Annotated in this window: 20 protein-coding genes and 1 pseudogene; 13 read left to right on the forward strand and 8 right to left on the reverse strand. The window is 65.4% G+C overall.

The window, feature by feature from the left end; all coding sequences use genetic code 11:
* The first annotated feature begins 21 nt into the window (after positions 1 to 21).
* The 3 genes from BJQ90_RS07465 (at position 22) to BJQ90_RS07475 (ending at position 1979) form a co-directional block, all read left to right on the forward strand.
* Positions 22 to 468 (forward strand): group III truncated hemoglobin, encoded by a 447-nt coding sequence (locus BJQ90_RS07465; protein ID WP_226759662.1) that lies wholly within the window; start codon positions 22 to 24, stop codon positions 466 to 468.
* A 67-nt stretch (positions 469 to 535) separates the two neighbouring features.
* Complete coding sequence (locus tag BJQ90_RS07470; RefSeq protein WP_413463652.1) at positions 536 to 1141, forward strand: helix-turn-helix transcriptional regulator; 606 nt, start codon at positions 536 to 538, stop codon at positions 1139 to 1141.
* A 475-nt stretch (positions 1142 to 1616) separates the two neighbouring features.
* Positions 1617 to 1979 (forward strand): DUF488 domain-containing protein, encoded by a 363-nt coding sequence (locus BJQ90_RS07475; protein ID WP_226759664.1) that lies wholly within the window; start codon positions 1617 to 1619, stop codon positions 1977 to 1979.
* Positions 1980 to 2680: 701 nt separating this feature from the next.
* On the opposite strand, the gene BJQ90_RS07480 is transcribed toward BJQ90_RS07475, so the two are convergent.
* On the reverse strand, positions 2681 to 4477 hold the full coding sequence (locus BJQ90_RS07480; protein WP_226759665.1) for a molybdopterin-dependent oxidoreductase: 1797 nt from the start codon (positions 4475 to 4477) through the stop codon (positions 2681 to 2683).
* 477 nt (positions 4478 to 4954) lie between these two features.
* Here BJQ90_RS07480 and sdhC point away from each other — a divergent pair, with 477 nt between their 5' ends.
* The 3 genes from sdhC (at position 4955) to BJQ90_RS07495 (ending at position 7148) form a co-directional block, all read left to right on the forward strand.
* Positions 4955 to 5335 carry a succinate dehydrogenase, cytochrome b556 subunit gene (gene sdhC, locus BJQ90_RS07485; RefSeq protein ID WP_226759666.1) on the forward strand — a complete coding sequence of 127 codons (381 nt, stop codon included), beginning with the start codon at positions 4955 to 4957 and terminating at the stop codon, positions 5333 to 5335.
* A 55-nt stretch (positions 5336 to 5390) separates the two neighbouring features.
* Complete coding sequence (locus BJQ90_RS07490) at positions 5391 to 6173, forward strand: succinate dehydrogenase iron-sulfur subunit (RefSeq protein ID WP_226759667.1); 783 nt, start codon at positions 5391 to 5393, stop codon at positions 6171 to 6173.
* Positions 6174 to 6425: 252 nt separating this feature from the next.
* Positions 6426 to 7148 carry an FAD-dependent oxidoreductase gene (locus tag BJQ90_RS07495; RefSeq protein WP_226759668.1) on the forward strand — a complete coding sequence of 241 codons (723 nt, stop codon included), beginning with the start codon at positions 6426 to 6428 and terminating at the stop codon, positions 7146 to 7148.
* 130 nt (positions 7149 to 7278) lie between these two features.
* Here BJQ90_RS07495 and BJQ90_RS22460 read toward each other — a convergent pair whose 3' ends face one another.
* Positions 7279 to 7410 carry a hypothetical protein gene (locus tag BJQ90_RS22460; protein WP_264197059.1) on the reverse strand — a complete coding sequence of 44 codons (132 nt, stop codon included), beginning with the start codon at positions 7408 to 7410 and terminating at the stop codon, positions 7279 to 7281.
* 56 nt (positions 7411 to 7466) lie between these two features.
* On the opposite strand from BJQ90_RS22460, the gene BJQ90_RS07500 reads away from it, so the two are divergent.
* Together BJQ90_RS07500 and BJQ90_RS07505 are read left to right on the forward strand one after the other, a co-directional pair.
* Entirely contained in the window at positions 7467 to 7970 is a 504-nt protein-coding gene (locus BJQ90_RS07500; RefSeq protein WP_226759669.1) for a plasmid pRiA4b ORF-3 family protein, read from the forward strand.
* A gap of 158 nt (positions 7971 to 8128) precedes the next feature.
* Positions 8129 to 9448: an MFS transporter gene (locus BJQ90_RS07505; protein ID WP_226759670.1), complete on the forward strand. Its 1320-nt coding sequence runs from the start codon at positions 8129 to 8131 to the stop codon at positions 9446 to 9448.
* Here BJQ90_RS07505 and BJQ90_RS07510 read toward each other — a convergent pair.
* A complete protein-coding gene (locus tag BJQ90_RS07510; protein WP_226759671.1) occupies positions 9339 to 10103 on the reverse strand; it encodes a CDP-alcohol phosphatidyltransferase family protein in 765 nt (254 codons plus the stop codon). The two genes, BJQ90_RS07505 and BJQ90_RS07510, sit on opposite strands and share 110 nt — an antisense overlap.
* Before the next feature lie 322 nt (positions 10104 to 10425).
* Between BJQ90_RS07510 and BJQ90_RS07515 the strand changes: the two genes are divergently transcribed.
* Positions 10426 to 11349 carry a 5'-3' exonuclease gene (locus BJQ90_RS07515; protein WP_226759682.1) on the forward strand — a complete coding sequence of 308 codons (924 nt, stop codon included), beginning with the start codon at positions 10426 to 10428 and terminating at the stop codon, positions 11347 to 11349.
* A 15-nt stretch (positions 11350 to 11364) separates the two neighbouring features.
* On the opposite strand, the gene BJQ90_RS07520 is transcribed toward BJQ90_RS07515, so the two are convergent.
* Positions 11365 to 13530 (reverse strand): transglycosylase domain-containing protein, encoded by a 2166-nt coding sequence (locus BJQ90_RS07520; RefSeq protein WP_226759672.1) that lies wholly within the window; start codon positions 13528 to 13530, stop codon positions 11365 to 11367.
* 171 nt (positions 13531 to 13701) lie between these two features.
* Between BJQ90_RS07520 and ggt the strand changes: the two genes are divergently transcribed.
* Together ggt and BJQ90_RS07530 are read left to right on the forward strand one after the other, a co-directional pair.
* Positions 13702 to 15525, forward strand: a complete 1824-nt coding sequence (gene ggt, locus BJQ90_RS07525; protein WP_413463653.1) for a gamma-glutamyltransferase — start codon at positions 13702 to 13704, stop codon at positions 15523 to 15525.
* Positions 15526 to 15642: 117 nt separating this feature from the next.
* Entirely contained in the window at positions 15643 to 16155 is a 513-nt protein-coding gene (locus tag BJQ90_RS07530) for a mycothiol transferase (protein WP_226759674.1), read from the forward strand.
* An 8-nt stretch (positions 16156 to 16163) separates the two neighbouring features.
* Here BJQ90_RS07530 and BJQ90_RS07535 read toward each other — a convergent pair whose 3' ends face one another.
* Both BJQ90_RS07535 and BJQ90_RS07540 read right to left on the reverse strand, forming a co-directional pair.
* On the reverse strand, positions 16164 to 16709 hold the full coding sequence (locus BJQ90_RS07535) for a hypothetical protein (protein WP_226759675.1): 546 nt from the start codon (positions 16707 to 16709) through the stop codon (positions 16164 to 16166).
* Positions 16710 to 16711: 2 nt separating this feature from the next.
* A complete protein-coding gene (locus BJQ90_RS07540) occupies positions 16712 to 17269 on the reverse strand; it encodes a hypothetical protein (protein WP_226759676.1) in 558 nt (185 codons plus the stop codon).
* A gap of 246 nt (positions 17270 to 17515) precedes the next feature.
* Between BJQ90_RS07540 and BJQ90_RS07545 the strand changes: the two genes are divergently transcribed.
* The gene (locus BJQ90_RS07545) at positions 17516 to 17986 is read left to right on the forward strand and encodes a universal stress protein (protein ID WP_226759677.1); all 471 of its coding nucleotides are present in this window, start codon (positions 17516 to 17518) and stop codon (positions 17984 to 17986) included.
* Positions 17987 to 18209: 223 nt separating this feature from the next.
* A complete protein-coding gene (locus tag BJQ90_RS07550) occupies positions 18210 to 18530 on the forward strand; it encodes a GYD domain-containing protein (protein ID WP_226759678.1) in 321 nt (106 codons plus the stop codon).
* Between the two features lie 14 nt (positions 18531 to 18544).
* On the opposite strand, the gene BJQ90_RS07555 is transcribed toward BJQ90_RS07550, so the two are convergent.
* Positions 18545 to 18730: a hypothetical protein gene (locus BJQ90_RS07555; RefSeq protein WP_226759679.1), complete on the reverse strand. Its 186-nt coding sequence runs from the start codon at positions 18728 to 18730 to the stop codon at positions 18545 to 18547.
* 409 nt (positions 18731 to 19139) lie between these two features.
* Positions 19140 to 19346, reverse strand: a pseudogene (locus BJQ90_RS07560) (hypothetical protein); the annotation flags it as partial.

Below are 19346 nucleotides of genomic sequence, written 5' to 3' on the forward strand. Positions count from 1 at the left end.
TTATTCGATTACACTGGTTCCATGAACGGAGACCTGAAGGACCGGTCCGATGTCGCCCTGCTGGTAGAAGAGTTCTACCGACGCGCCTTTGCCGACCCGCTGATCGGGCCTATTTTCACCCATATAGCCAAGATGGATCTCGTCCGTCATCTGCCGATCATGTGCGACTTCTGGGAGACCGTGCTGTTCAGCGCCGGCCTCTATCGGCGTAACGCCCTGCAGATGCATCTGGTGCTTAACGCCCGTTTTCCGTTGCAGCAGGAACACTTCGAGCGGTGGCTCACCTTGTGGGCTGCGAACGTCGACGAGCACTTTGCGGGGGAGAAGGCCGACCTCGCCAAGATCCAGGCCACGCGCATTGCCGGGTCCATCCACCGGCGGCTTGAAGGCCGTTCCGGCAGCGATTTCGAGACCCTGAAGCCGCGCAGGGCCCGCGAGGAGGAATCGGCGGATGCCCGCGGGATCTGAAGCGGCGCCACACGCCGGACGTTCCGCGCCGGGCAGCGCCCTGAGGGACGAGAACTACCATTCCGCGTTGGCATCGCACACGCGGCGGCGTGTCCTCGACGCCGTGGCCGGTTCGTCCGGTCCCCTGGAGGCGCAGGCCATCGCCAGCGTGCTGGAACTGCACGTTTCCACGGTCCGGTTCCACCTGGACCTACTTGAGGAGGCGCGGCTCGTCCAGCGCGAATCCGGCGGGGACAGGCGCCGCGGCCGCCCGCGTGTGCTGTATACGGCCGTCCTCGAGGCCGAACGCGATGAGGGTTCACGGGAGCAGCTGATCGAGGTGCTCGCCGGAGCCCTCGCACGCAGCGACGCGGACCAGGGACGGAGCAGTGCCATTAACGCCGGCCGTGACTGGGCACGCGGGCTCCTAGCCGAACGCTCCGACTCCGTCGATCGACGGAGCGTGCTCCTTGAGGTCCTTGACGGGCTCGGCTTCGACCCATCGCCGGACGGCGATGCCATCGAGTTGCGGTGGTGCCCGTTCCGCCATGCCGCGAGGCGGCACCCGCAGGTTGTCTGCTCGGTCCACCTCGGACTCGTGCAACAGTTACTCGGCGGCGACGGCGACGCGCCGCCGGACGTGCATCTGCTCCCTTTTGTTCAACCAAGTCTATGCGTCATCACCCTGCCCTGAACCATTACACCGGTACCGAACCGATTGCTGTTTAGCTCCGGACTTAGATCGATCGCGGTGACGGGGCCGTCCTGTCCTTCGACTTTTAGCGGACGACTACACCCGAGGCAAGGCGCTGTGCAGCAAAGAAAGAGCGGGTGACAACTCGGAGGTCTCGGCTACCAGGTCGCCCTCGAACACCTGCAGGGGACCGGATAGGGGGCCGATACCCCGCGCCGGTGAACCGATTGGCCCGGCCGCACCCCGGCCCATATCACCTTCATTTTCGCGTCAGGCCTGGAACGCGCTGGCTGGGGCGCGGGCGCAGGCCTGCTGAGCGGTCCGGTGCATCCTCATGGTGATGTGGCTCCTGCAGGGATCGGGAGAGCATAATGTCACCGAGGACGAAGACCCACAGGGTTTTTCGCCGCTTCGGGCGTCACTTTTCCACGGAAGGTATCAGTGCCGTGCGGCAAGTCAGCGAGGAGGCTGGGGAATGTCGACTACAACGGATGTTCAGGTGCGCCGGGTCTATGATGCGACCAGGGACGACGACGGCATGCGGGTTCTGGTGGACCACATCTGGCCCCGCGGGATGACCAAGGCCAAGGCGGCACTGGACGAGTGGTGCAAAGACGTCTCCCCGTCAACGGAGCTGCGCAAATGGTACGGCCACGACCCTGCCAAGTTCGACGAGTTTGCCAAGCGCTACAAGGCCGAGCTTAAAGACCCCGCCCGGGCGCAGGCGCTTGAGCATCTGCGCGAACTCGCCAAGGGCCAACGGCTGACGTTGCTGACGGCAACCAAAGCCGCCGACATCAGTGAGGCCCATGTCCTGGCCGACCTGATCGGACGGTAGCCACCTTGCGTCCGGCGCACCCCAGGAGAAGGACTTCCGGAAGGAACCGATCCATGACTGGGAACGGCACAACCACTGACGCGGCCGGAGCTGATCCCGACCAGGCGGTGAGCAACACGCATGGCGCGAGGATCGTGGAAGGGGTGGACGGATCCGACGAATCCCGGGCCGCACTGCATTGGGCCGTTCCAGCAGCGCGGCTCCACGGCTTCGGTCTCCATCCGCCGACCAGGAAGACACGGAGTGAGAGTACGTATGGGAACCTTCGCGGTTGCCGCCGGTTTCTTTGCTCGCGGCGATGAGTCCAGCACATCGATGGTCCGTTACCCAAGGCGTGTTTTCGTGCCGAAACCCGGGGTCGGGTGCTCCTGACCTCCGTACGGACGGGGCAGAGGTTCTCCCGTCCCGCAGGTACCGCCCGGCCAGGGCCCGCAGCTCAGACCCGGCCCCAACAAGACGTGGTGCCGGGCGGCGCCGTATGAGGGCGGTGACGAGCGCGCGGATCAGTGGGGTTGGCACCGTGGCCGATGACATCGACCCCGGGGTTACCCGACGTCCACAGAAGTGTTTCTGCGGGTCGAACCACTGCATGCCGGCTCGGGCCCAGTCCGCTGGACCCCAGCGGACTGGGCCGCCGCGTTCTTTACCTAGCCCGCTCGTCATGGGAGGTTCCGGGATTTCGTCGGGTGTGGGGCGTGATGCTAGATGGATTGGCGGTAGCCGAAGAATTCGTGGTCGTTGTTGTACCCGCCTTCGCCGCCGCCGATGTGGGAGAAGTCCTTGACGAATTCGATGCCTTTGATCCATTTGACGAGTTTGAAGCCGAGCTGGACCTCGTTGCGCAGACGCAGCGGTGCGCCGTGTCCGTAGGGCAGCGGCGCGTTGTTCATGTCGTAGGCGAGCATGGTGAGGTGGTAGCTCATCTGTTCGATCGGCTGCGCGTCATAGTAGATGCCGCCGTCGGATCCTTCGGCGAAGGAGTAGAAGATCACCCACTTCGCCTCCGGGTCCGGCTGCACCAGGTCGATGATGGTTTGCATGGAGACGCCGCCCCATTTGGCGACGCCTGACCAGCCCTGGATGCAGAAGTGCTGGGTGATCTGCTCATGGTGGGCCAGTCCGTGAAGCTGGGCCAGGTCGAGTTCCACCGGGTTCTTTACGAGGCCGGAGACCCGGAGGCGGTAGTCGGCGAAGCCTGTGGCCAGAAGCGTTTTGTATTCGGTGGATTCGGGGTACTTGCCGTTGTGCCACATATACGGGGAAATGTCTTTTTCGGTGTACCGTCCGGGTTTGGAATCGAGGTGCTCGAACAGCCGTTGCGCCGGTCCGATGAGCGCAAACCCGATCCGCTGGACCATCCGCGGATGCCGGTAGGTGAGCGGGGTGACGCCCACCCAGATCACGATCATTATGGCCAGGGATGCGGCGAAGACCCAGAACCCGTACCAGTCCCCGGAGTTGCGGCCCGCATACATGTAGTTGAAGTTCCGCAGTGCCTCTGTCGCGACGACGAGGGAGACGTGCATCACGATGAACAGCACGAACCAGACCAGGACCAGGAAATGCAGCGACCGGGCGACCTGGATGCTGAAGACCCTGCTGATCCGCCTGAATTTTGTGGACAGCGCCGGGGACATGCCCAGCCCGGTGATGAACGCCAGCGGCGCGGCGATAAAGACCGTGATGAAGTAGGCGAGGACCTGGAGACTGTTGTAGGCCACCCAACTGTCGTCGGTTGGCCAGTTCAGGGAGGCGTACTGGATGGACATCGAGAGGGCATTGGGGATGACGTCCCAATTGGTGGGCACCAGGCGGAGCCACTGCCCCGTGGTGAAGATGAGAAGGTAAAAGATCAGGCCATTGAGCAGCCAGAGCGTGTCCATACCCAGGTGCCACCAGCGTGCCAGTCCGATTGAGTGCCGCCGGCCCGGCAGGCCCACGCCGTCGGGGAGGGTGATGGAGTCCTGCTTGGCCGTGTACAGCGGGTCTGCCGGTACCGGCGTCTGCATCCGGAACCATTCCTTGCCCGGGGTTGAGTGCCGGGTCCAGTACAGCCTCGGATGATCGGCAAGGATGGCTAGCCCTGCCCGGATGATGGGGACCAGGAGCACCATGTTGAAGAAATGCTGCCACCCGATCCAGGCAGGGAACCCCGCCCGGGCTTCGGCTCCGGGCGGAACAACCCGGCCCGGATATTCCCTGATGAACTCCGCCACGGCGGGGACACCACGAAGTCCCTTGGCGAGGGCCACGGCAGTGATCAGCAGCACGAAGCCGATCGGCAGCAACCACAGCAGGTTAAACCATTTGCTGTTCCCTATGCGCACCCGCGGCGCCACCCCGTATTGCGCAGGAGCGGACCCGGCCCAGGAGTCATCGACGACGGCGTTCGCTTCCGTTGAGAGCTCCTCCCGGAAGCTGGCCGGCGTCCGCGGGCCCGTGGCGGAGACAGCGGACCGGGAACCGTCCGGGTTGTCCAGATTATAGTCACGTGCCACGATGTACCTTCGATCGGTGATGCCCGTGCGGCTTCCGGGGATGCCTGATCCCTGATCCCCAGATTACGCTTCCGCGATGGACAGGCAACGGGAGATCTGGGATGACGGGCGCAAGGTCCCTCAGCGCGGGCCGAGGGGCTGCTGACTATCTACGCGGCGGTATGGGCACTGGGCCGTCCGTGGTCGGTTTCGTTCGTCTTCGCTAATGTCCGGCTGTCGTGGATACCCGGGCGCCGGTGTCCGGTCCGGGATCGATGGCCCGATATACTGCCCCACGTCTTTCCGTCCATGCGGGCGAGCCGGCCCCGATCATCACCTTTGTCTGCTGCGTCATTATCCCCTCGATCACCGGCAATCCCATGGCGGGCTGCGCCCGGCGGGTTGACCTTTCCCCAAGCGGTCGTAGACTCACAGGTGAGTCCGCCGTCCGACTATGTACGTCCTTGGGTCGCCGGCGCACGGAGCGAGGAGGGGCCGGTGTCAAAGACTGCATCCTGGACTCTTTACCGCGGGCAACAGGGACAGTGGGCGTGGGTCGCCCACCGGATTACCGGCGTTGCTATTTTCTTCTTCCTCCTCGTGCATGTCCTGGATACTTCCATGGTCCGGGTATCGCCCGAGGCCTATAACGCCGTCATAGGCACCTACAAGAACCCGGTCATGGGCATAGGGGAGGCCGGCCTGGTCGCGGCCGTGGTCTTCCATGCGTTCGGCGGTGTGCGGATAATCCTCATCGATTTCTGGAAGAAGGGCCCCAAGTATCATGTCCAAATGCTTTGGGTTGCCCTCGGACTGTGGGCAGTGGTGATGATCCCCTTCCTTTTCATCCACCTTTCCCATGTTTTCGGCGGCCACTAATAATGTCCGCCATCATGGGAGACCGGAAGAGCCCCAACAGGGAGCGCAGGAGTCCATGAGCAGCCCCCAGGCCACCGAACCCGCCTCGAAAATAGATCTGCCGCACTCTGTTGGAGGGGGAGAGATCCCCACCTTCGAAGTCACCCTGCGGATCCGCCGCTACAACCCGGAAGTCTCCGACGAGGCCCGCTGGGAAGACTATTCGCTGACCATGCACGGCACGGACCGGGTCCTGGATGCGCTGCACAAGATCAAATGGGAAATTGACGGCTCGCTGTCCTTCCGGCGTTCCTGCGCCCACGGGGTGTGCGGTTCCGATGCCATGCGGATCAACGGCCGCAACCGCCTGGCCTGCAAGGTTTTGCTCAAGGACCTCAACCTGGACAAACCGGTGACCATTGAGGCCATCAAGGGCCTGCCGGTGGAGAAGGACCTGATTGTGGACATGGAACCGTTCTTCCAGTCCTACCGTGAGATCATGCCGTACTTCATCGGTGCCGGCCACGAGCCGACGAAGGAGCGCCTGCAGTCCCCCGAAGAGCGTGAACGTTTCGATGACACCACCAAGTGCATTCTGTGTGCCGCGTGTACGGGCTCGTGCCCGGTCTTCTGGACCGACGGACAATACTTCGGTCCCGCGGCGATCGTGAACGCCCACCGCTTCATCTTCGACTCCCGGGACGACGCCGGCGACTTGCGCCTTCAGATCCTTAACGACAAGGAAGGTGTCTGGCGGTGCCGCACCGTCTTTAATTGCACGGAGGCTTGCCCGCGTGGCATAAAGGTCACGCAGGCCATCGCCGAGGTCAAACAAGCCATCCTCTCCCGGCGGATATGACGCTCCGGCGCCGGGTGGCACCCGGCGGCGCCGACCGCCGGCGGTCCGCGTCAGCCGGCCAGGAGCTGACGCAGGACTACTGGATCGGCGGCTACGTGTACCCCGGCCCACTCGCTCTTTTGGGGCCGGGCAGTGAGCCTGGTCCGCACCCCGGTTCTCGCCGGTCACCGTGAGGTAGCGCCCACTGCCGTCCTGGCAGGCACCGTCAGCAGACATATGCATAAGGCACGATCACAGGAAAGGGGTTCCACCATGTCACTGCCAAGAACCAGGCTGGTCAAGAAGGAAGCAGCAGCCGAAGAAACAATGCTGTTTCAGTTTGAAAAGCCCGCGGGCTTTACGTACAAGGCCGGCCAATTCGCGGACTACACCCTGATCGACCCAGCGGAGACCGATGCGGAGGGAAACACCCGCGGATTCTCCATGTCCAGCGCCCCCTACGAACCCAACCTGATGTGCACGACCCGCATGCGCGACACGGCATTCAAGCGTGTTCTCAAGGACATGCCGATTGGGACCGAGGTGGAGCTGGACGCCCCCTACGGATCCTTTACCCTGCACAACAAGGTCGCCAGGCCCGCGGTCTTTCTGACCGGCGGAATCGGAATCACACCCGTGCGCAGCATCACCCTGCAATCGGTCCATGACAAGACGGGGCACAGGATTATTGTGTTCTACTCCAACAAACGTCCGGAGGACGCGGCCTTCCTGGACGAACTGGGCCGCGTCGCCGGGGCACAGGCCAACGTCACCGTCGTGGCCACCATGACCGAGCCCGAAAATTCGCGGCAGGCCTGGGCCGGGGAAACCGGGTTCATCGACAAAGACATGATAGCCAGGTACGTCGAGGACCTGACCGTGCCGATCTACTATCTCTGCGGTCCTGCCGGCATGGTCACCGCCATGCGTAGTCTCCTCAACGGGGCCGGCGTCGACGACGATGACATCCGCACGGAGGAGTTCACCGGCTACTAAAAGCCGGCTGGCCGGAGGCGGCCGTCAAGCACTGAACGGGGCTGCTGCTGCGGGCCGGGGTAGGCGACGGCCACGCGGAGGCCCTCCGGGCCCCGGCCCTAGTGAACGTCACCTCCCCGCCGGTATGCGTTTAGGTGTAGCAGCCAAGGTCCTTGAGCACCTGCTCGAAATGATCCGGCGCCGCCGCACTGTCGGTGGCCCACATCAGGTGGTGCTCGGCGATACCGCCCGTCGGGTGCCCTTGTCGGCTGCCGGTGGCCACCAGGTAGATCTGGAAGCCGTCCAGGGCCAGAAGCAGCGCCCCGTTGCCTTGGCGGCATGCCGCTGCCTCAGCTGCACCAGGTGATCCAGGCGCTGTTCGGCTGGTTCGACTACCACCTGCACGAGTTCCGCACCGGGGGATTCCGCGGACCCGCGTATGCGCCGGTGGACCTGGACGGCGACAGCGACTTCTACGGCGATGCTTCCCTTGACGAATCGAAGGTGACCGTCGGCGAGCTGCTGCCGGCCGCGGGCAGCACCATGAGCTACACGTACGACTTTGGCGACAACTGGGTGTTCGCCATCAAGGCGGAGAAAATTCTGCCGGCCGACGACGGCGGCGGGCAGCTGCCGCGGTGCACAGCCGGGCGCGGCGCGGCGCCGGCGGAGGACAGCGGCGGCACGTGGGGCTGGGCGAACGTTGTCGAGGCAGTGAACGATCCCAGCCACGAAGAGCACCAGAAATATCGGGAGTGGCTGGGAATGCTGCCGGGCGAAACGCTTGATCCCAAGGCCTTTTACCTGGACGAGGCCAACGAGGACCTGGCTGACCTCTTCTGACAACTGCGGCGCGCTCATTAAGCCTCAACCTCCCGCGACGGAGACGGTGCTCCAGGGCCTCAGACCCTCTACATTGAAGTTCATGATGACTTACCGATTCGCTGCCTGTAGCGCGTCCACGGACGCCCCATCCGGCCGGTGCCGCGGAGCGCTGTTCGGTGATTCCGCCTGACAGCACCGTCCCGCCGGCGGCCGGGAGGGAGCCCGGGGCTCCGCCGCCCCGGCGCGCAGCTGATCTGCTGCGCGCGTTGCGGGTGCGGAACTTCGCACTCTTTTGGACGGGCCAGCTCATCTCCGGCACCGGCACGTGGATGCAGATGGTGGCGATGGCCTGGCTTGTGCTGGACATCAGCGGGTCCGCTGCTGTCCTGGGCCTGGTGACCACCATGCAGTTCCTGCCGCTGCTGATGTTCGTGCTGCCGGCAGGAGTCCTGGCCGATCGTCTCCCCAAGCGGCGAATAATGCTGGCGGCCCAGGCGCTCGCTACGGTGCAGGCGCTCTTGCTGGGCTTTCTGGCGCTGTCCGGCTCCCCGCAAATCTGGCAGCTGGCCCTCCTGGCATTCACCCTCGGGGTGTCGAACGCGTTCAACAATCCTGCCCAGCAGGCGTTTGTCCCCGAGATGGTGGGCCCCACGCTGGTGCCCGATGCCGTGGCGATGAACAGTGTGCAGTTCAACTCCGGCCGGATGATCGGGTTTGCCCTCGGCGGCTTGGTGGTGGCGCATTTTTCGGCCGCAGCCGTATTTTTCATCAACGCGGCCAGCTTTACCGCGGCACTTGGCGCCTTACTTGCGCTCCGCAGCGGCGAGCTTCGCGTCTCCCGGGTCAGGCCCGCCCGTCACGGCGCCCTGCGGGAGGGCCTCCGTTATGTCACTCATACTCCCGCTGTGCTATTTGTCCTCGGGGCACTGGCCGTCGTCGGTACTTTCGGCTACAACTGGCCAGTCGCAGCGCCGCTGCTGGCGCGCGATGTGCTGAATGTGGAGTCCGTCGGCTTCGGCGCGCTGATGTCGGCGTTCGGTGCCGGGTCACTTGTCGCCGGCGTCGGCCTGGTGGTCATCGGCGGCAGCAACGACCGCCGGATGATCACCTCGGGCGGGGCTCTTGCGCTGATATTGATCCTCCTCGGCATCTCACGGTCCTACCCGGTGAGTCTTGGGCTCATGGTGCTGGCCGGACTCAGCGGCACGGTGTTCACCACCACAGTCAACACCCGGCTCCAGGGGCTCGCGCCGGACCGGTTGCGCGGCCGGGTCATGAGCCTGTTTGTGCTCCTGCTCGCCGGCACGACCCCGTTCGGCTCGGCCCTGCTGGGCTTCGGTGCGGAGGCCTTCGGCGTCTCGGCCACCATCATCGGATTCGGTGTCATCACCTTGGCGGGGCTGGCCGGACTGCTCGTCCTTCGCGCCCGGAAAGACCGCGCTGTCCCTCGCGGCGCCGTTCCAGCTCGACGACGTCGCGGGCGAAGGAGAACATGAGCAGCGGAAATGCTACTGCCGGCGCCGCACACGCAAGAACCGGGGGAATGCCCGGCGTCAAGGCAAGGAGCAGCGCGAACGGCTGGAAGGCCCCGATCGCCTTGCGCGCCTTGCTCGAAGGAACCGGCGCGCGAAGGTGGGGGCGAAAGCGGCCGGCGGCCACAAAAACGTAGTACAGGGCTCCGATGCCGAGGGTCCAGGGCCCGATAGCAGCCGCGGCTGCGGCGGACAGAACAAGCACCAAAGCGGCGTCGGTCGCGGTATCAAGTCGGGCTCCCGCCGCGGACGCAGTTCCGGTGCGCCGGGCGACAGCACCGTCGACGGCGTCGAGCAGGAAAGCAGCGGCCCCCATGACGACAAGGAGCGGGTCGTGGGGGGAACCCGTGAACAACACCGGTACGGCCAACACGGCGCAAAGGGACACCAGGACGGCCCGCAGCAGCGTGACCCGGTCTGCGGGCGTCGAGTAGCGGGGATGGCGCCGCAAGAGGGAGGCGGCGGGCCCTCCGATGACCACGGCGCCGGCGCCCAGGCCGACGGACAGAAGACCGAGCCCGGGGGAGTGCACCGCGGCGAGCCAGCTGCCCGCGACAGCGTACGCTGCAACAGCGGCTATCGCGTCGGCCGATGCGTGCTCCGCGGTCCTGCTTTTCATGAGCCACCTCGCCCACATGCTAGCAACAGCATCCTGGCCCGACTACCATCCCGTCATGAACGCGAAACTCTGTGCCTACCTCAGCTACCGGGATGCACCAGCCGCACTGGAATGGGTGGAGCGGGTCGGGTTCAACGTGGTCCGCCGCCAAGGCGGGCCCTCAGGCCAGGCAGTTGTGACGGCCCCTCCGCCACGTTGCAGAGCACGTCTGCAACATGGCGTTGTCCGGCAACGCGGTAACAAACAGCGGGATCGGAGACGAAGCCACGATTTCCCACCGTGATCGGGCGCATCCGTGTCAGGATCAGGTATGCCCCGCCTCATGCTGCTCGACACCGCGTCGCTGTACTTTCGAGCCTTCTACGGCGTGCCCGACACGATCCGCCGCGCCGACGGCACGCCCGTGAATGCCGTTCGAGGGCTGCTCGACATGATCGCGCGGCTCACTGCCGACTATGACGCGACGCATCTGGTTGCCTGCTGGGACGACGATTGGCGGCCGCAGTGGCGCGTTGACCTGATCCCGAGCTACAAGTCGCACCGGGTCGCCGAGGTGGTCGCGGGTGCCCCTGACCTGGAGGTGGTGCCGGACGCGCTTGAGGCCCAGATTCCGATGATCCGCCGGGTGCTCGGCCTCGCCGGCATCGCCGTCGTGGGGGCTGCCGGACATGAGGCCGACGACGTCGTCGGCACCTACGCCAGCCACGCAGGGCTTCCCGTGGATGTGGTGACCGGCGACCGCGACCTCTTCCAGGTCATCGACGACACACGCGACGTACGGGTGATCTACACCGCGCGTGGCATGAAGAACCTCGAAGTCCTGACCGACGCGGTGGTCGTCGGAAAATACCGTGTGCTGCCCGGGCAGTACGCCGACTACGCGACCCTCCGCGGCGACACCTCCGACGGCCTGCCGGGCGTCTCCGGCATCGGCGAGAAGACCGCCGCGTCGCTGCTCGGGGAGTACGGCACGCTCGACGGGCTGCTCGCGGCGGCCACGGATTCGGGAAGCGGGCTGTCGGCCTCCGTCCGGTCGAAGCTCGCCGCGGCCGCTGACTACCTGGCAGTCGCGCCAGCCGTCGTGAAAGTCGTGCGCGACCTTGAGCTGCCGACGCTGGAGCAGGCCGGCGCGCAACTGCACCCCGCCGTCGGGGATCCCCGGGCCGAACTCGAGCGTCTGGCCACCGAATGGAACCTCGGCGGCTCGGTCAGACGGCTCCTCGACGCGCTGGACCTGCGCCACTGAGGGGGAGCGCCCCGGTCAGTCCTCTTCATCATTGGATCGGTCGGGCTTCTTGGTCATGGACTCGGGCGGCGGCGGAAACGCCTCGGCGGGGTAGAGCCCGGCGACCTCGAGCATGTAGTTCGCCCACTGCGGGCCGGCGAGCATGTAGCCGTCGATGCTGTTGTAGAACTTGCCGTTGACGGTGATGTTCTGTCCGGGGCGTTTTTGGCCGTCCAGGGCGTCGCCGAAGAAGGAGGCGGTGGCCAGGCCGCTGGTGTAGCCGACCACCCAGGTGGCGCCGTTGGTGTTGGAGGTTCCGGTTTTGGCCGCCACCGGGTACTGGCTTTGGACCTTGGGTTTGATGTAGACGCCGGACCCCTTCTTCAGCACGTCCTGAAGCACGGAGGTGACGCCGCGGGCAACGTTGGGCTTGATGGCATCACGGCAGGACTTGGTTTCGGCCGGAAGCTGCTGTCCCGCCGCATCGGTCACTTCCACAAGGGCGACGGGCTCGCAGTACTTGCCGTCATTGGCGAACGTGGCAAATGCATTAGCCAAAACGAGCGGCGCCACACCAATCGCTCCCAGCAGGTTGCCCAGTTGATGCATGTTCACCGGGGCGTTGTCCAGGCCGCTGTGGATTCCTGTCTTGTCCACCATTTTCTGGATGCCGCAGAAATCCAGTTGCGCGGCCTCCGCGAAAGTGGCGGTGTTGATGGAGTTATAAACCCCGTAGTCGACGCGCATGCGGCGGTAGTACCCGGCGTCGTTGTTCTGCAGATCATCGGCCGCTCCGAGGGCCCGCTGCTTCGTGTCGTAGGCCCCGAGGACTTTGCCGCAGCTGGATTTCCAGCGGAAACCAAGCGGATAGGACCGGCGGGAGGCATCCACCTGGTCGGCCAGGGACTTGCCCTCCTGGAGCCACTCCGCCAGGGTGAACGGTTTCATGGTTGACCCGGGCTGGAACCCGCCGGCGCCGTTCAGGTCATTGCCCTTGGCGTCCTTGGAATCCACGTTGAAGTTCAGTTGGGTGTCGAACTTCCCGGGTTCGGGGAGGAACACGGTGTTTTGCGCCATCGCCAGAATTTTCCCCGTGCCCGGCCCGATGGAGACCAGCGACGCGCCCCACTTGTCCGGGTTGGCCCCGGCGGTGGCGTCGACCTGCGCCTGCGCGGCCGCCTGCAGCCGGCTGTCCAGCGTGGTGGTGATGGTCAGGCCCCCGCGGTACAGTTTCTTCACACGCGCGGGAAGGTCGACGCCGTAGGCCGGGTTGTTGAGGATCAGGTGCGAAACGTAGTCGCAAAAGTACGGTGCCATGTCAGCGTCGGCGCACCCCTGCCTCCCCGGGGTGATGTTCAGGTCCACCCCGGTGGCGGCGGCGGCGTCGTGGTCCGCCTGGGAGATCCGGCCGATGCTGAGCATGGCATCCAGGACGTGATTGCGTCGCTGGATGGCGTTGTCGGGATAGATGGCGGGGTTGTAGAAGCTGGGGCTTTTCACGAGGCCGGCGAGCAGGGCCGCCTGCGGCAGGGTCAGGCTCTTGGCTGTGGTGCTGAAGAAGTAGCGCGACGCGGCTTCAATGCCGTAGGCGTCCCGGCTGAAGAAGACGATGTTGAGGTAGCCCTCCAGGATCTGGTCCTTGGAGTACTTCTTTTCCAGTTCGATCGCGAGCCGCATTTCGCGCACCTTGTCGCCGATGCTCTTCTGCCCGTTGAGGACGATCTGATCGCCCTTGTCCGCGGACACCAGGGACTCGTTGAGAACGTTGGTGACGTACTGCTGGGTGAGGGTTGAGGCGCCCTGCCTGCTTCCACCGGTCAGGTTGGACGCCAGGGCCCGAAGAATCCCCTGCGGGTCGACGCCGGCGTGCTCGTAAAATCGGCGGTCCTCGACGGCGACAATCGCGTCCTTGATGTAGGGAGACATCTGGTCCAGCCCGACCTTCACCCGGTTCTCCGCGTAGAAAGTGGCGATCGTCTTCCCGTCCGCGGTCAGGACCTTCGTGGATTGCGACGGCGAATCGACCGTCAGTTCCGAGGGGAGGTTGTTGAAGTACGTGGCCGATGCCTTAAGGGCAACGCCGGCCCCGGCCAGGGCGGGGACCACGAGGCTGGCCGCGAGGACACCGCAGACCGCGCTCACGGTGAAGTAGCCGACGACCCTCGGGCAGGCCGCGGAAAGCTTCGAACCGGGTCGTGACATGTCCCGACCCTAGGGGCGTTCCCCCGGAGGGCACCTCATCCGAAACGGATGGTCCGGCCGCCAACACCAGCAATGTGCTGCGGGGAAGTGTTGAGTGTCGCACCACCGCGTAGTAGCGTGACAAACACTGTCAACACGCATCACATGGACTCGGGAGCGATCATGGCATTTATGACGCGTGGGCTGGTGGCCGTCACCGCGGCGCTGGCCCTGAGCGTGACGGGCGGCGCCGTCGCCGGCCCCGCGTTCGCCGATCCGCGGGAGACGGTCAAGGACTCGACCGCCACCGGGTATGGCGGCGCCGTGAGCACCGTGGACCCGGAGGCATCAGCGGCGGCGATCGAGGTCCTCCGCAAGGGCGGCAACGCGGCGGACGCCGCCGTCGCCGCAGCCGCGACCCTCGGCGTGACCGAGCCGTACAGCTCCGGGATCGGCGGCGGAGGCTACTTCGTGTTCTACGACGCGAAGGCCGGCGAGGTCGGCACCATCGACGGCCGCGAGAGGGCACCGGCCGGAATGCCGCAGGACGCGTTCATCGACCCGGCGACCGGCCAGCCCTTCCGCTTCACGCCCGAGCTCGTCACGAGCGGCGTGTCCGTTGGCGTCCCCGGCACTCCGGCCACGTGGGAGCGTGCTCTGGACCGCTGGGGGACCGTCAGCCTCGGCGATGCGCTCAAGCCGGCCATCAAGGTGGCGACCCGAGGCTTCGTGGTCGACGACACGTTCCGCCAGCAGACCCTCGACAACAAGCTCCGCTTCGGGGCGTTCACCTCGACCAGCAACCTCTTCCTTCCGGGCGGCGACGCCCCCGCCGTCGGCAGTGTCTTCCAGAACCACGAGCTCGCCGAGACCTACCGGCTCCTCGCGAAGGAGGGCACCAGCGGTTTCTACGGCGGCCCGCTCGCAGCGGAGATCGCGGCCACTGTCCAGGCCCCGCCCAAAACGGCCGGCACACAGCTGCCCGTCCCCGTCGGGCACCTGACGACGGCGGACCTCGCCGCCTACCGTCCCCTGGACCAGGCGCCCATGCACGTGGACTACCGCGGCCTGGACGTCTATGGCATGGCGCCGTCCAGCAGCGGCGGCACCACAGCCGGCGAGGCGCTGAACATCCTGGACTCGTTCAACCTTTCCGGGATGCCCACGCCCGGCGCCCTGCATCATTACCTCGAGGCGAGTGCGCTGGCGTTCGCGGACCGCGGCAAGTACGTAGGCGACCCGGCGTTTGGCGACGTCCCCACCGCTGCGCTTACTGACCCGCTGTTCGGCAAGGAGCGCGCCTGCCGGATTGACCCGCTGCAGGCGGCTGCCAAGCCCGTCCTGCCGGGGGACGTGTCCGCGTACGACGGCGTGTGCCCGGCGGGCGCCGCGTCCGCCGCCGACGAGAAGGATACCGAAAACATCTCAACGACCAACCTGACGGTCGCGGACAAGTGGGGAAACGTCGCTGAATACACGCTCACCATCGAGCAGACCGGCGGGTCCGGCATCGTGGTCCCGGACCGCGGCTTCCTGCTCAACAACGAGCTGACCGACTTCTCCACCGTCTACAACGCGGCGGACCCGAACCGGATCGAACCGGGGAAACGCCCGCGCTCGTCCATGTCGCCGACCATCATCCTCAAGGAGGGCACGCCGTTCCTCGCGCTCGGCTCGCCCGGCGGATCGACTATCATCACCACCGTCCTGCAGACGATCCTGAACCGGGTGGACCTGGGCATGACCATCTCGGAGGCCATCGCAGCGCCGCGTGCCTCGCAGCGGAACACGGCCAAGGTCACGGCGGAGCCGGAGTTCATTGCGGCGTACGGGAGCCAGCTGACGCCGTACGGCCATCAGTTCACACCGTCGGGTGACGCGTTCACCTCGGCAGCAGAGATCGGTGCCGCAACCGCCATCGAGTTCCTGCCCGGCGGTGGCATGGTCGCCGCGGCCGAACCCGTAAGGCGCGGGGGCGGATCCGCGATGGTCCTGAACCCGTCGGCGAAAGGATGAAAAGTGGCGGGGGGCGTCATGCGCCGGGATCCCCAAAGCCGGCGGAGCGCCCTATCTCGTGGTGCTGCATCCATGCAAGCATGGGGGCTCACCGAAAACGCACTGTGAGGGGACTCGATGAAATCCAACGAACTGCTGCTCGACGCCTTCGTCCGAATCCGGGAGACCGTCGCCGCCACGCTTGACGGGGTCGATGGCGATGCCCTGGTCCGCCGGCCCTCAGGAAACGGAAACTCGATTGCGTGGCTGATCTGGCACCTCAGCCGGGTGGAGGACGCCCAGCTCGCCTCCGCCGCCGGCCTGAAACAGGTGTGGACCTCTCAGGGGTTCGCGGGACGCTTCGGTCTGCCGCTGCCGGAACGCGACACCGGCTATGGCCATTCGACCGGGCAGGTGGACTCGGTGAAGGCCCCTCCGGAGCTGTTGCTCGAATACTATGACGCTGTGCACCGGCAGACCGCGGAGTTCCTGGGTCTCCTCGGCGATGTGGATTTCGACCGCATAGTCGACACCCGCTGGGACCCGCCCGTCACGCTCGGGGTGCGGCTGGTCAGCACTATCGCCGATTGTCTCCAGCACGTGGGGCAGGCCGCGTATGCCAAAGGCCTGAAGCCGGCCCCCGCACGCTAGCCCGCGCGCTAGGACGGGTGGGTGGCCGTAGTGCCGGGATCGGCGTCAATGGCCGCGGCAACCAACCGGTCGAAACTCACCGTCCCGTTCTCCGGGGGCACCACGGTGAATACCGCGAGCCACCTGTTGGGCGCATCCTTCTCCAGCGTGGCAATCCGTTCCACATGCAGGGTCAACCCGGGCACCCCGCCAACGAGGAGCGGCCGCCGCTCGCCGCTCTTGATCATGCGCTGGAATTCCTTGAACGACAGCTGGTCGCCGGGAGTGTTGGTCACCTCGGCGACGGTATCGTTAACTTTTTTGGTCAGCCCGCGCATGAATTTCCGCCGGCCCGAGCGGGCGGGAAAAGTGAGCAGGGCCGCGAAGAAGACTGTGAATAGGACCACGGCTCCCAAACTCCTGAGGCCGGGTACGAAAATCATCAGGATCAGGCAGAGGATCACACCGACGATACTGAACAGAACGAACTTGATCACCGGATGTTCGCCCGGCGTCTTGGACCAGCGGACCAGGACCACGGTGTGTTTGCCTGGCTGATCGAGGGAATTTCCCATGACTAGTACCCCTTTACTTCCATGAGCGCTTCGGCCAGGATGACGGCTTCGCGTGCTTCCCTGAGATCGCTCAGCAGGCCCATGTCAGCGAGGGCTGGAGCGGCCATGGTTGAGCCGGCGAGTGCAGAAAAGATGCTGCCCAGCTTTTCGCGGTCCCGTGACAACATCCGGGACGAATTCAGTTTGACCCTGCTTGCTTCCAGCTCCAGCAATGACTGGTGGATTGCCGCGAGACGACGGTGCATCACAGACAGCTTTTCCGTGATGCGCTGGGTACGCCCCGCGAGCATGGACTGCATCTTCCCTGCCACATCGTGGAGCTCGCTCAGTGCGGCGTGGGTGTGCAGCGAACAGGGCTGCTGGGCGAGCTGCTCGCCTACGTCGAGTCGACGGCGTTCCCATTCCCGCACTGCGGATTGGTAAGGTCCCAGGAGCAACGAGACGGCTGCCAGCGCCTTGTCCAACGAGGCCGCCCGCGTGCTCAGGTTCGTTGTCGCGGCGTCCAATCTCGCCAGGAATTCGTCGTAATTGTCATGAGCCGGGGTGCCGTTGGTCTTCATCGGCTTCCCGCAAGCCGTGCCGCCGCGCCGCCGCGGCAGTCCCGCCCGGGACGGCGCGATCTGCCTCGCCGGTATGTGACCCCAACTCTCATGGCTAGAGAATAGAGGCTCCGGGCACGTTGTCATAGGGTCCGCCCTTTGCCCGGTCCTGAAGCCCGCAGCGGGCACCGCATCCGGCGGACCTTGACACTGACTTTTGCGGACACAGAGACTGAAAAGGTCCAGGCAGCTCACCGAGGCTAGGGAATGGAAGAGAAGATGACCGGTACAGGTTCGTTCGTGATTGTGGTTGGTTTTGACGGTTCCGAGAGTTCTCAAAATGCCCTGCAGTGGGCCGTGGACGAGGCGAAACAGCGCAACGGCCAGCTTCGTCTCATCACGGCCTGGAGCAAACCGGCGCTTGCCTGGTATCCGGCCCTGCTGGAAACGGCCGTCGGCGAAATCGTGACAGAGGACTCCCCGGAAAAAGCAGCAGAGACGTTCCAGGCTGCGGCCCTGAAGACCGCTGAAGATGCGGGGGTGGCCGCCACCGGTCAAGTCGTCCACAATGACTCGGCGGCGTCTGCACTTCTCGAGGCCGCCAAGTCCGCGGACCTCGTTGTAGTTGGCTCCCGCGGCCACGGCGGTTTTCCCGGCCTGCACCTGGGCTCGGTTCCGGCCCAGGTCATCGGCCATGCACCCTGCCCGGTCCTCGTCGTCCGGCCCAAGGCCACTTAGGGTGTGAAAGCCCAGCCTGGCCCGGTCTTTATCGGCGCCTTTTCGATCAGCGCTCCCGACGTTCCTGCGGGGGCATTGCGGGAACCGTTGTAAGGGCAAGGGGGACGGCCTACCATGTGGCCACAGCCCCACGCCGGGGACCAACTCCGGGACCTGCCCTCAAGGGGCTCCGGGCACACCTTCGGATGCCCGGGTCCTGGACATCACGGGACGGTAAGAGACCATGGCCAAATATCTGTTCGAAGCGACCTACGTGGGTGAGGGCATCAAAGGCCTCATGCGCGAAGGGGGCACCAAGCGCCGTGAAGCGCTTGTCGAAGCCCTCAAATCTGTCGGAGGCTCACTGGAATGCTTCTACTATGCCTTCGGCAAAACCGACGTACTGGGGGTCTTCGACGTTCCGGGCCCGGCCGACGCCGCAGCCCTTTCCCTCATGATCAATTCGACCGGCTCCGTGAACGTTCGTCTGAAACCGCTCATGACTCCGGAAGATCTTGACCAGGCGGCTAAGAAGACACCGTCCTACCGGGCCCCCGGGCAGTAAATCTCCGACAGGGGCTAGCCGGCGTCGTCCGGGGTGCTGTCCAGCTCCCCGAACCGGCTGAGCTGCAGGAGGGTCGCGTCGCTGTCGCCGTCGGGCACGGCGTCGCCGTGCCGGTGGATGATCTTCCACTCGCCGTCCTCGCGCCGGAAAATCGTTGTGACCGGCATAACGGCTGCCAGGAATTCGTTGTGGCTGTCCACGGTCTTTCCTTCGTGCGAGCTCCCGGAACCAATTATCGGATCCCAAAAATGCCGCCGCAAGATGGCGTGGGACCGTCCGAAGCGGGGTGCAAGGAATAGGCAAACATTCGCTCCACTCTTCAGCGGATCCTCGGCGTCAACCCGCTGAGCGAGGACAGCCGGCCTTGGTACAAGGGTGCTTTGGACCGGGCACGACGGCGTCGGGCAGCCTGGGTGCTGGGCTTGCCGGCCGCCGGACTCCTGTTGATGACCGCCGGCGGACCGCTGGGGCCGGCAATACTTCATGCGCTGACCGGCCGCTGAACTACAGAACCGTCAGCCGCGCCGAGGCGGTGAGCGTGCGACGGCCGATGCCAGCGGCAGAACTGCATGGCTACTTCCCGCGAAATCTTGAAGCATGTGCACGGAATCATGCAGCAAGCGCATCGGCGGGCCGCGCGCATTTTGCGGCTTTTAAGTGATGCAGGAGTTCACGACGCTCGGGGGAGAGGACCCGGGAGTTCCGCACCGAAGGAGCCTCAACAGGTTCCGACCCCGGCAGTGGTGGTGCGGTGGATTGGTAGGTGTGTCCGGTGGGGGTGGTGATGTCGAGGGTGTGTCGGGGTCCGGGGCGTGG

It is taken from the genome of Arthrobacter sp. SO3, assembly GCF_020532825.1.
In the GTDB taxonomy this organism is placed as follows: domain Bacteria; phylum Actinomycetota; class Actinomycetes; order Actinomycetales; family Micrococcaceae; genus Arthrobacter.

Excerpts from the sequence above, each read along its gene's own strand:
- BJQ90_RS07465 (WP_226759662.1), top strand. The coding sequence starts at position 22 with ATGAACGGAGACCTGAAGGACCGGTCCGATGTCGCCCTGCTGGTAGAA.
- BJQ90_RS07475 (WP_226759664.1), top strand. The coding sequence starts at position 1,617 with ATGTCGACTACAACGGATGTTCAGGTGCGCCGGGTCTATGATGCGACC.
- BJQ90_RS07490 (WP_226759667.1), top strand. The coding sequence starts at position 5,391 with ATGAGCAGCCCCCAGGCCACCGAACCCGCCTCGAAAATAGATCTGCCG.
- BJQ90_RS07495 (WP_226759668.1), top strand. The coding sequence starts at position 6,426 with ATGTCACTGCCAAGAACCAGGCTGGTCAAGAAGGAAGCAGCAGCCGAA.
- BJQ90_RS07500 (WP_226759669.1), top strand. The coding sequence starts at position 7,467 with ATGCCGCTGCCTCAGCTGCACCAGGTGATCCAGGCGCTGTTCGGCTGG.
- BJQ90_RS07510 (WP_226759671.1), bottom strand. The coding sequence starts at position 10,103 with ATGAAAAGCAGGACCGCGGAGCACGCATCGGCCGACGCGATAGCCGCT.
- BJQ90_RS07515 (WP_226759682.1), top strand. The coding sequence starts at position 10,426 with ATGCTGCTCGACACCGCGTCGCTGTACTTTCGAGCCTTCTACGGCGTG.
- BJQ90_RS07520 (WP_226759672.1), bottom strand. The coding sequence starts at position 13,530 with ATGTCACGACCCGGTTCGAAGCTTTCCGCGGCCTGCCCGAGGGTCGTC.
- ggt (WP_413463653.1), top strand. The coding sequence starts at position 13,702 with ATGACGCGTGGGCTGGTGGCCGTCACCGCGGCGCTGGCCCTGAGCGTG.
- BJQ90_RS07530 (WP_226759674.1), top strand. The coding sequence starts at position 15,643 with ATGAAATCCAACGAACTGCTGCTCGACGCCTTCGTCCGAATCCGGGAG.
- BJQ90_RS07535 (WP_226759675.1), bottom strand. The coding sequence starts at position 16,709 with ATGGGAAATTCCCTCGATCAGCCAGGCAAACACACCGTGGTCCTGGTC.
- BJQ90_RS07540 (WP_226759676.1), bottom strand. The coding sequence starts at position 17,269 with ATGAAGACCAACGGCACCCCGGCTCATGACAATTACGACGAATTCCTG.
- BJQ90_RS07545 (WP_226759677.1), top strand. The coding sequence starts at position 17,516 with ATGGAAGAGAAGATGACCGGTACAGGTTCGTTCGTGATTGTGGTTGGT.
- BJQ90_RS07550 (WP_226759678.1), top strand. The coding sequence starts at position 18,210 with ATGGCCAAATATCTGTTCGAAGCGACCTACGTGGGTGAGGGCATCAAA.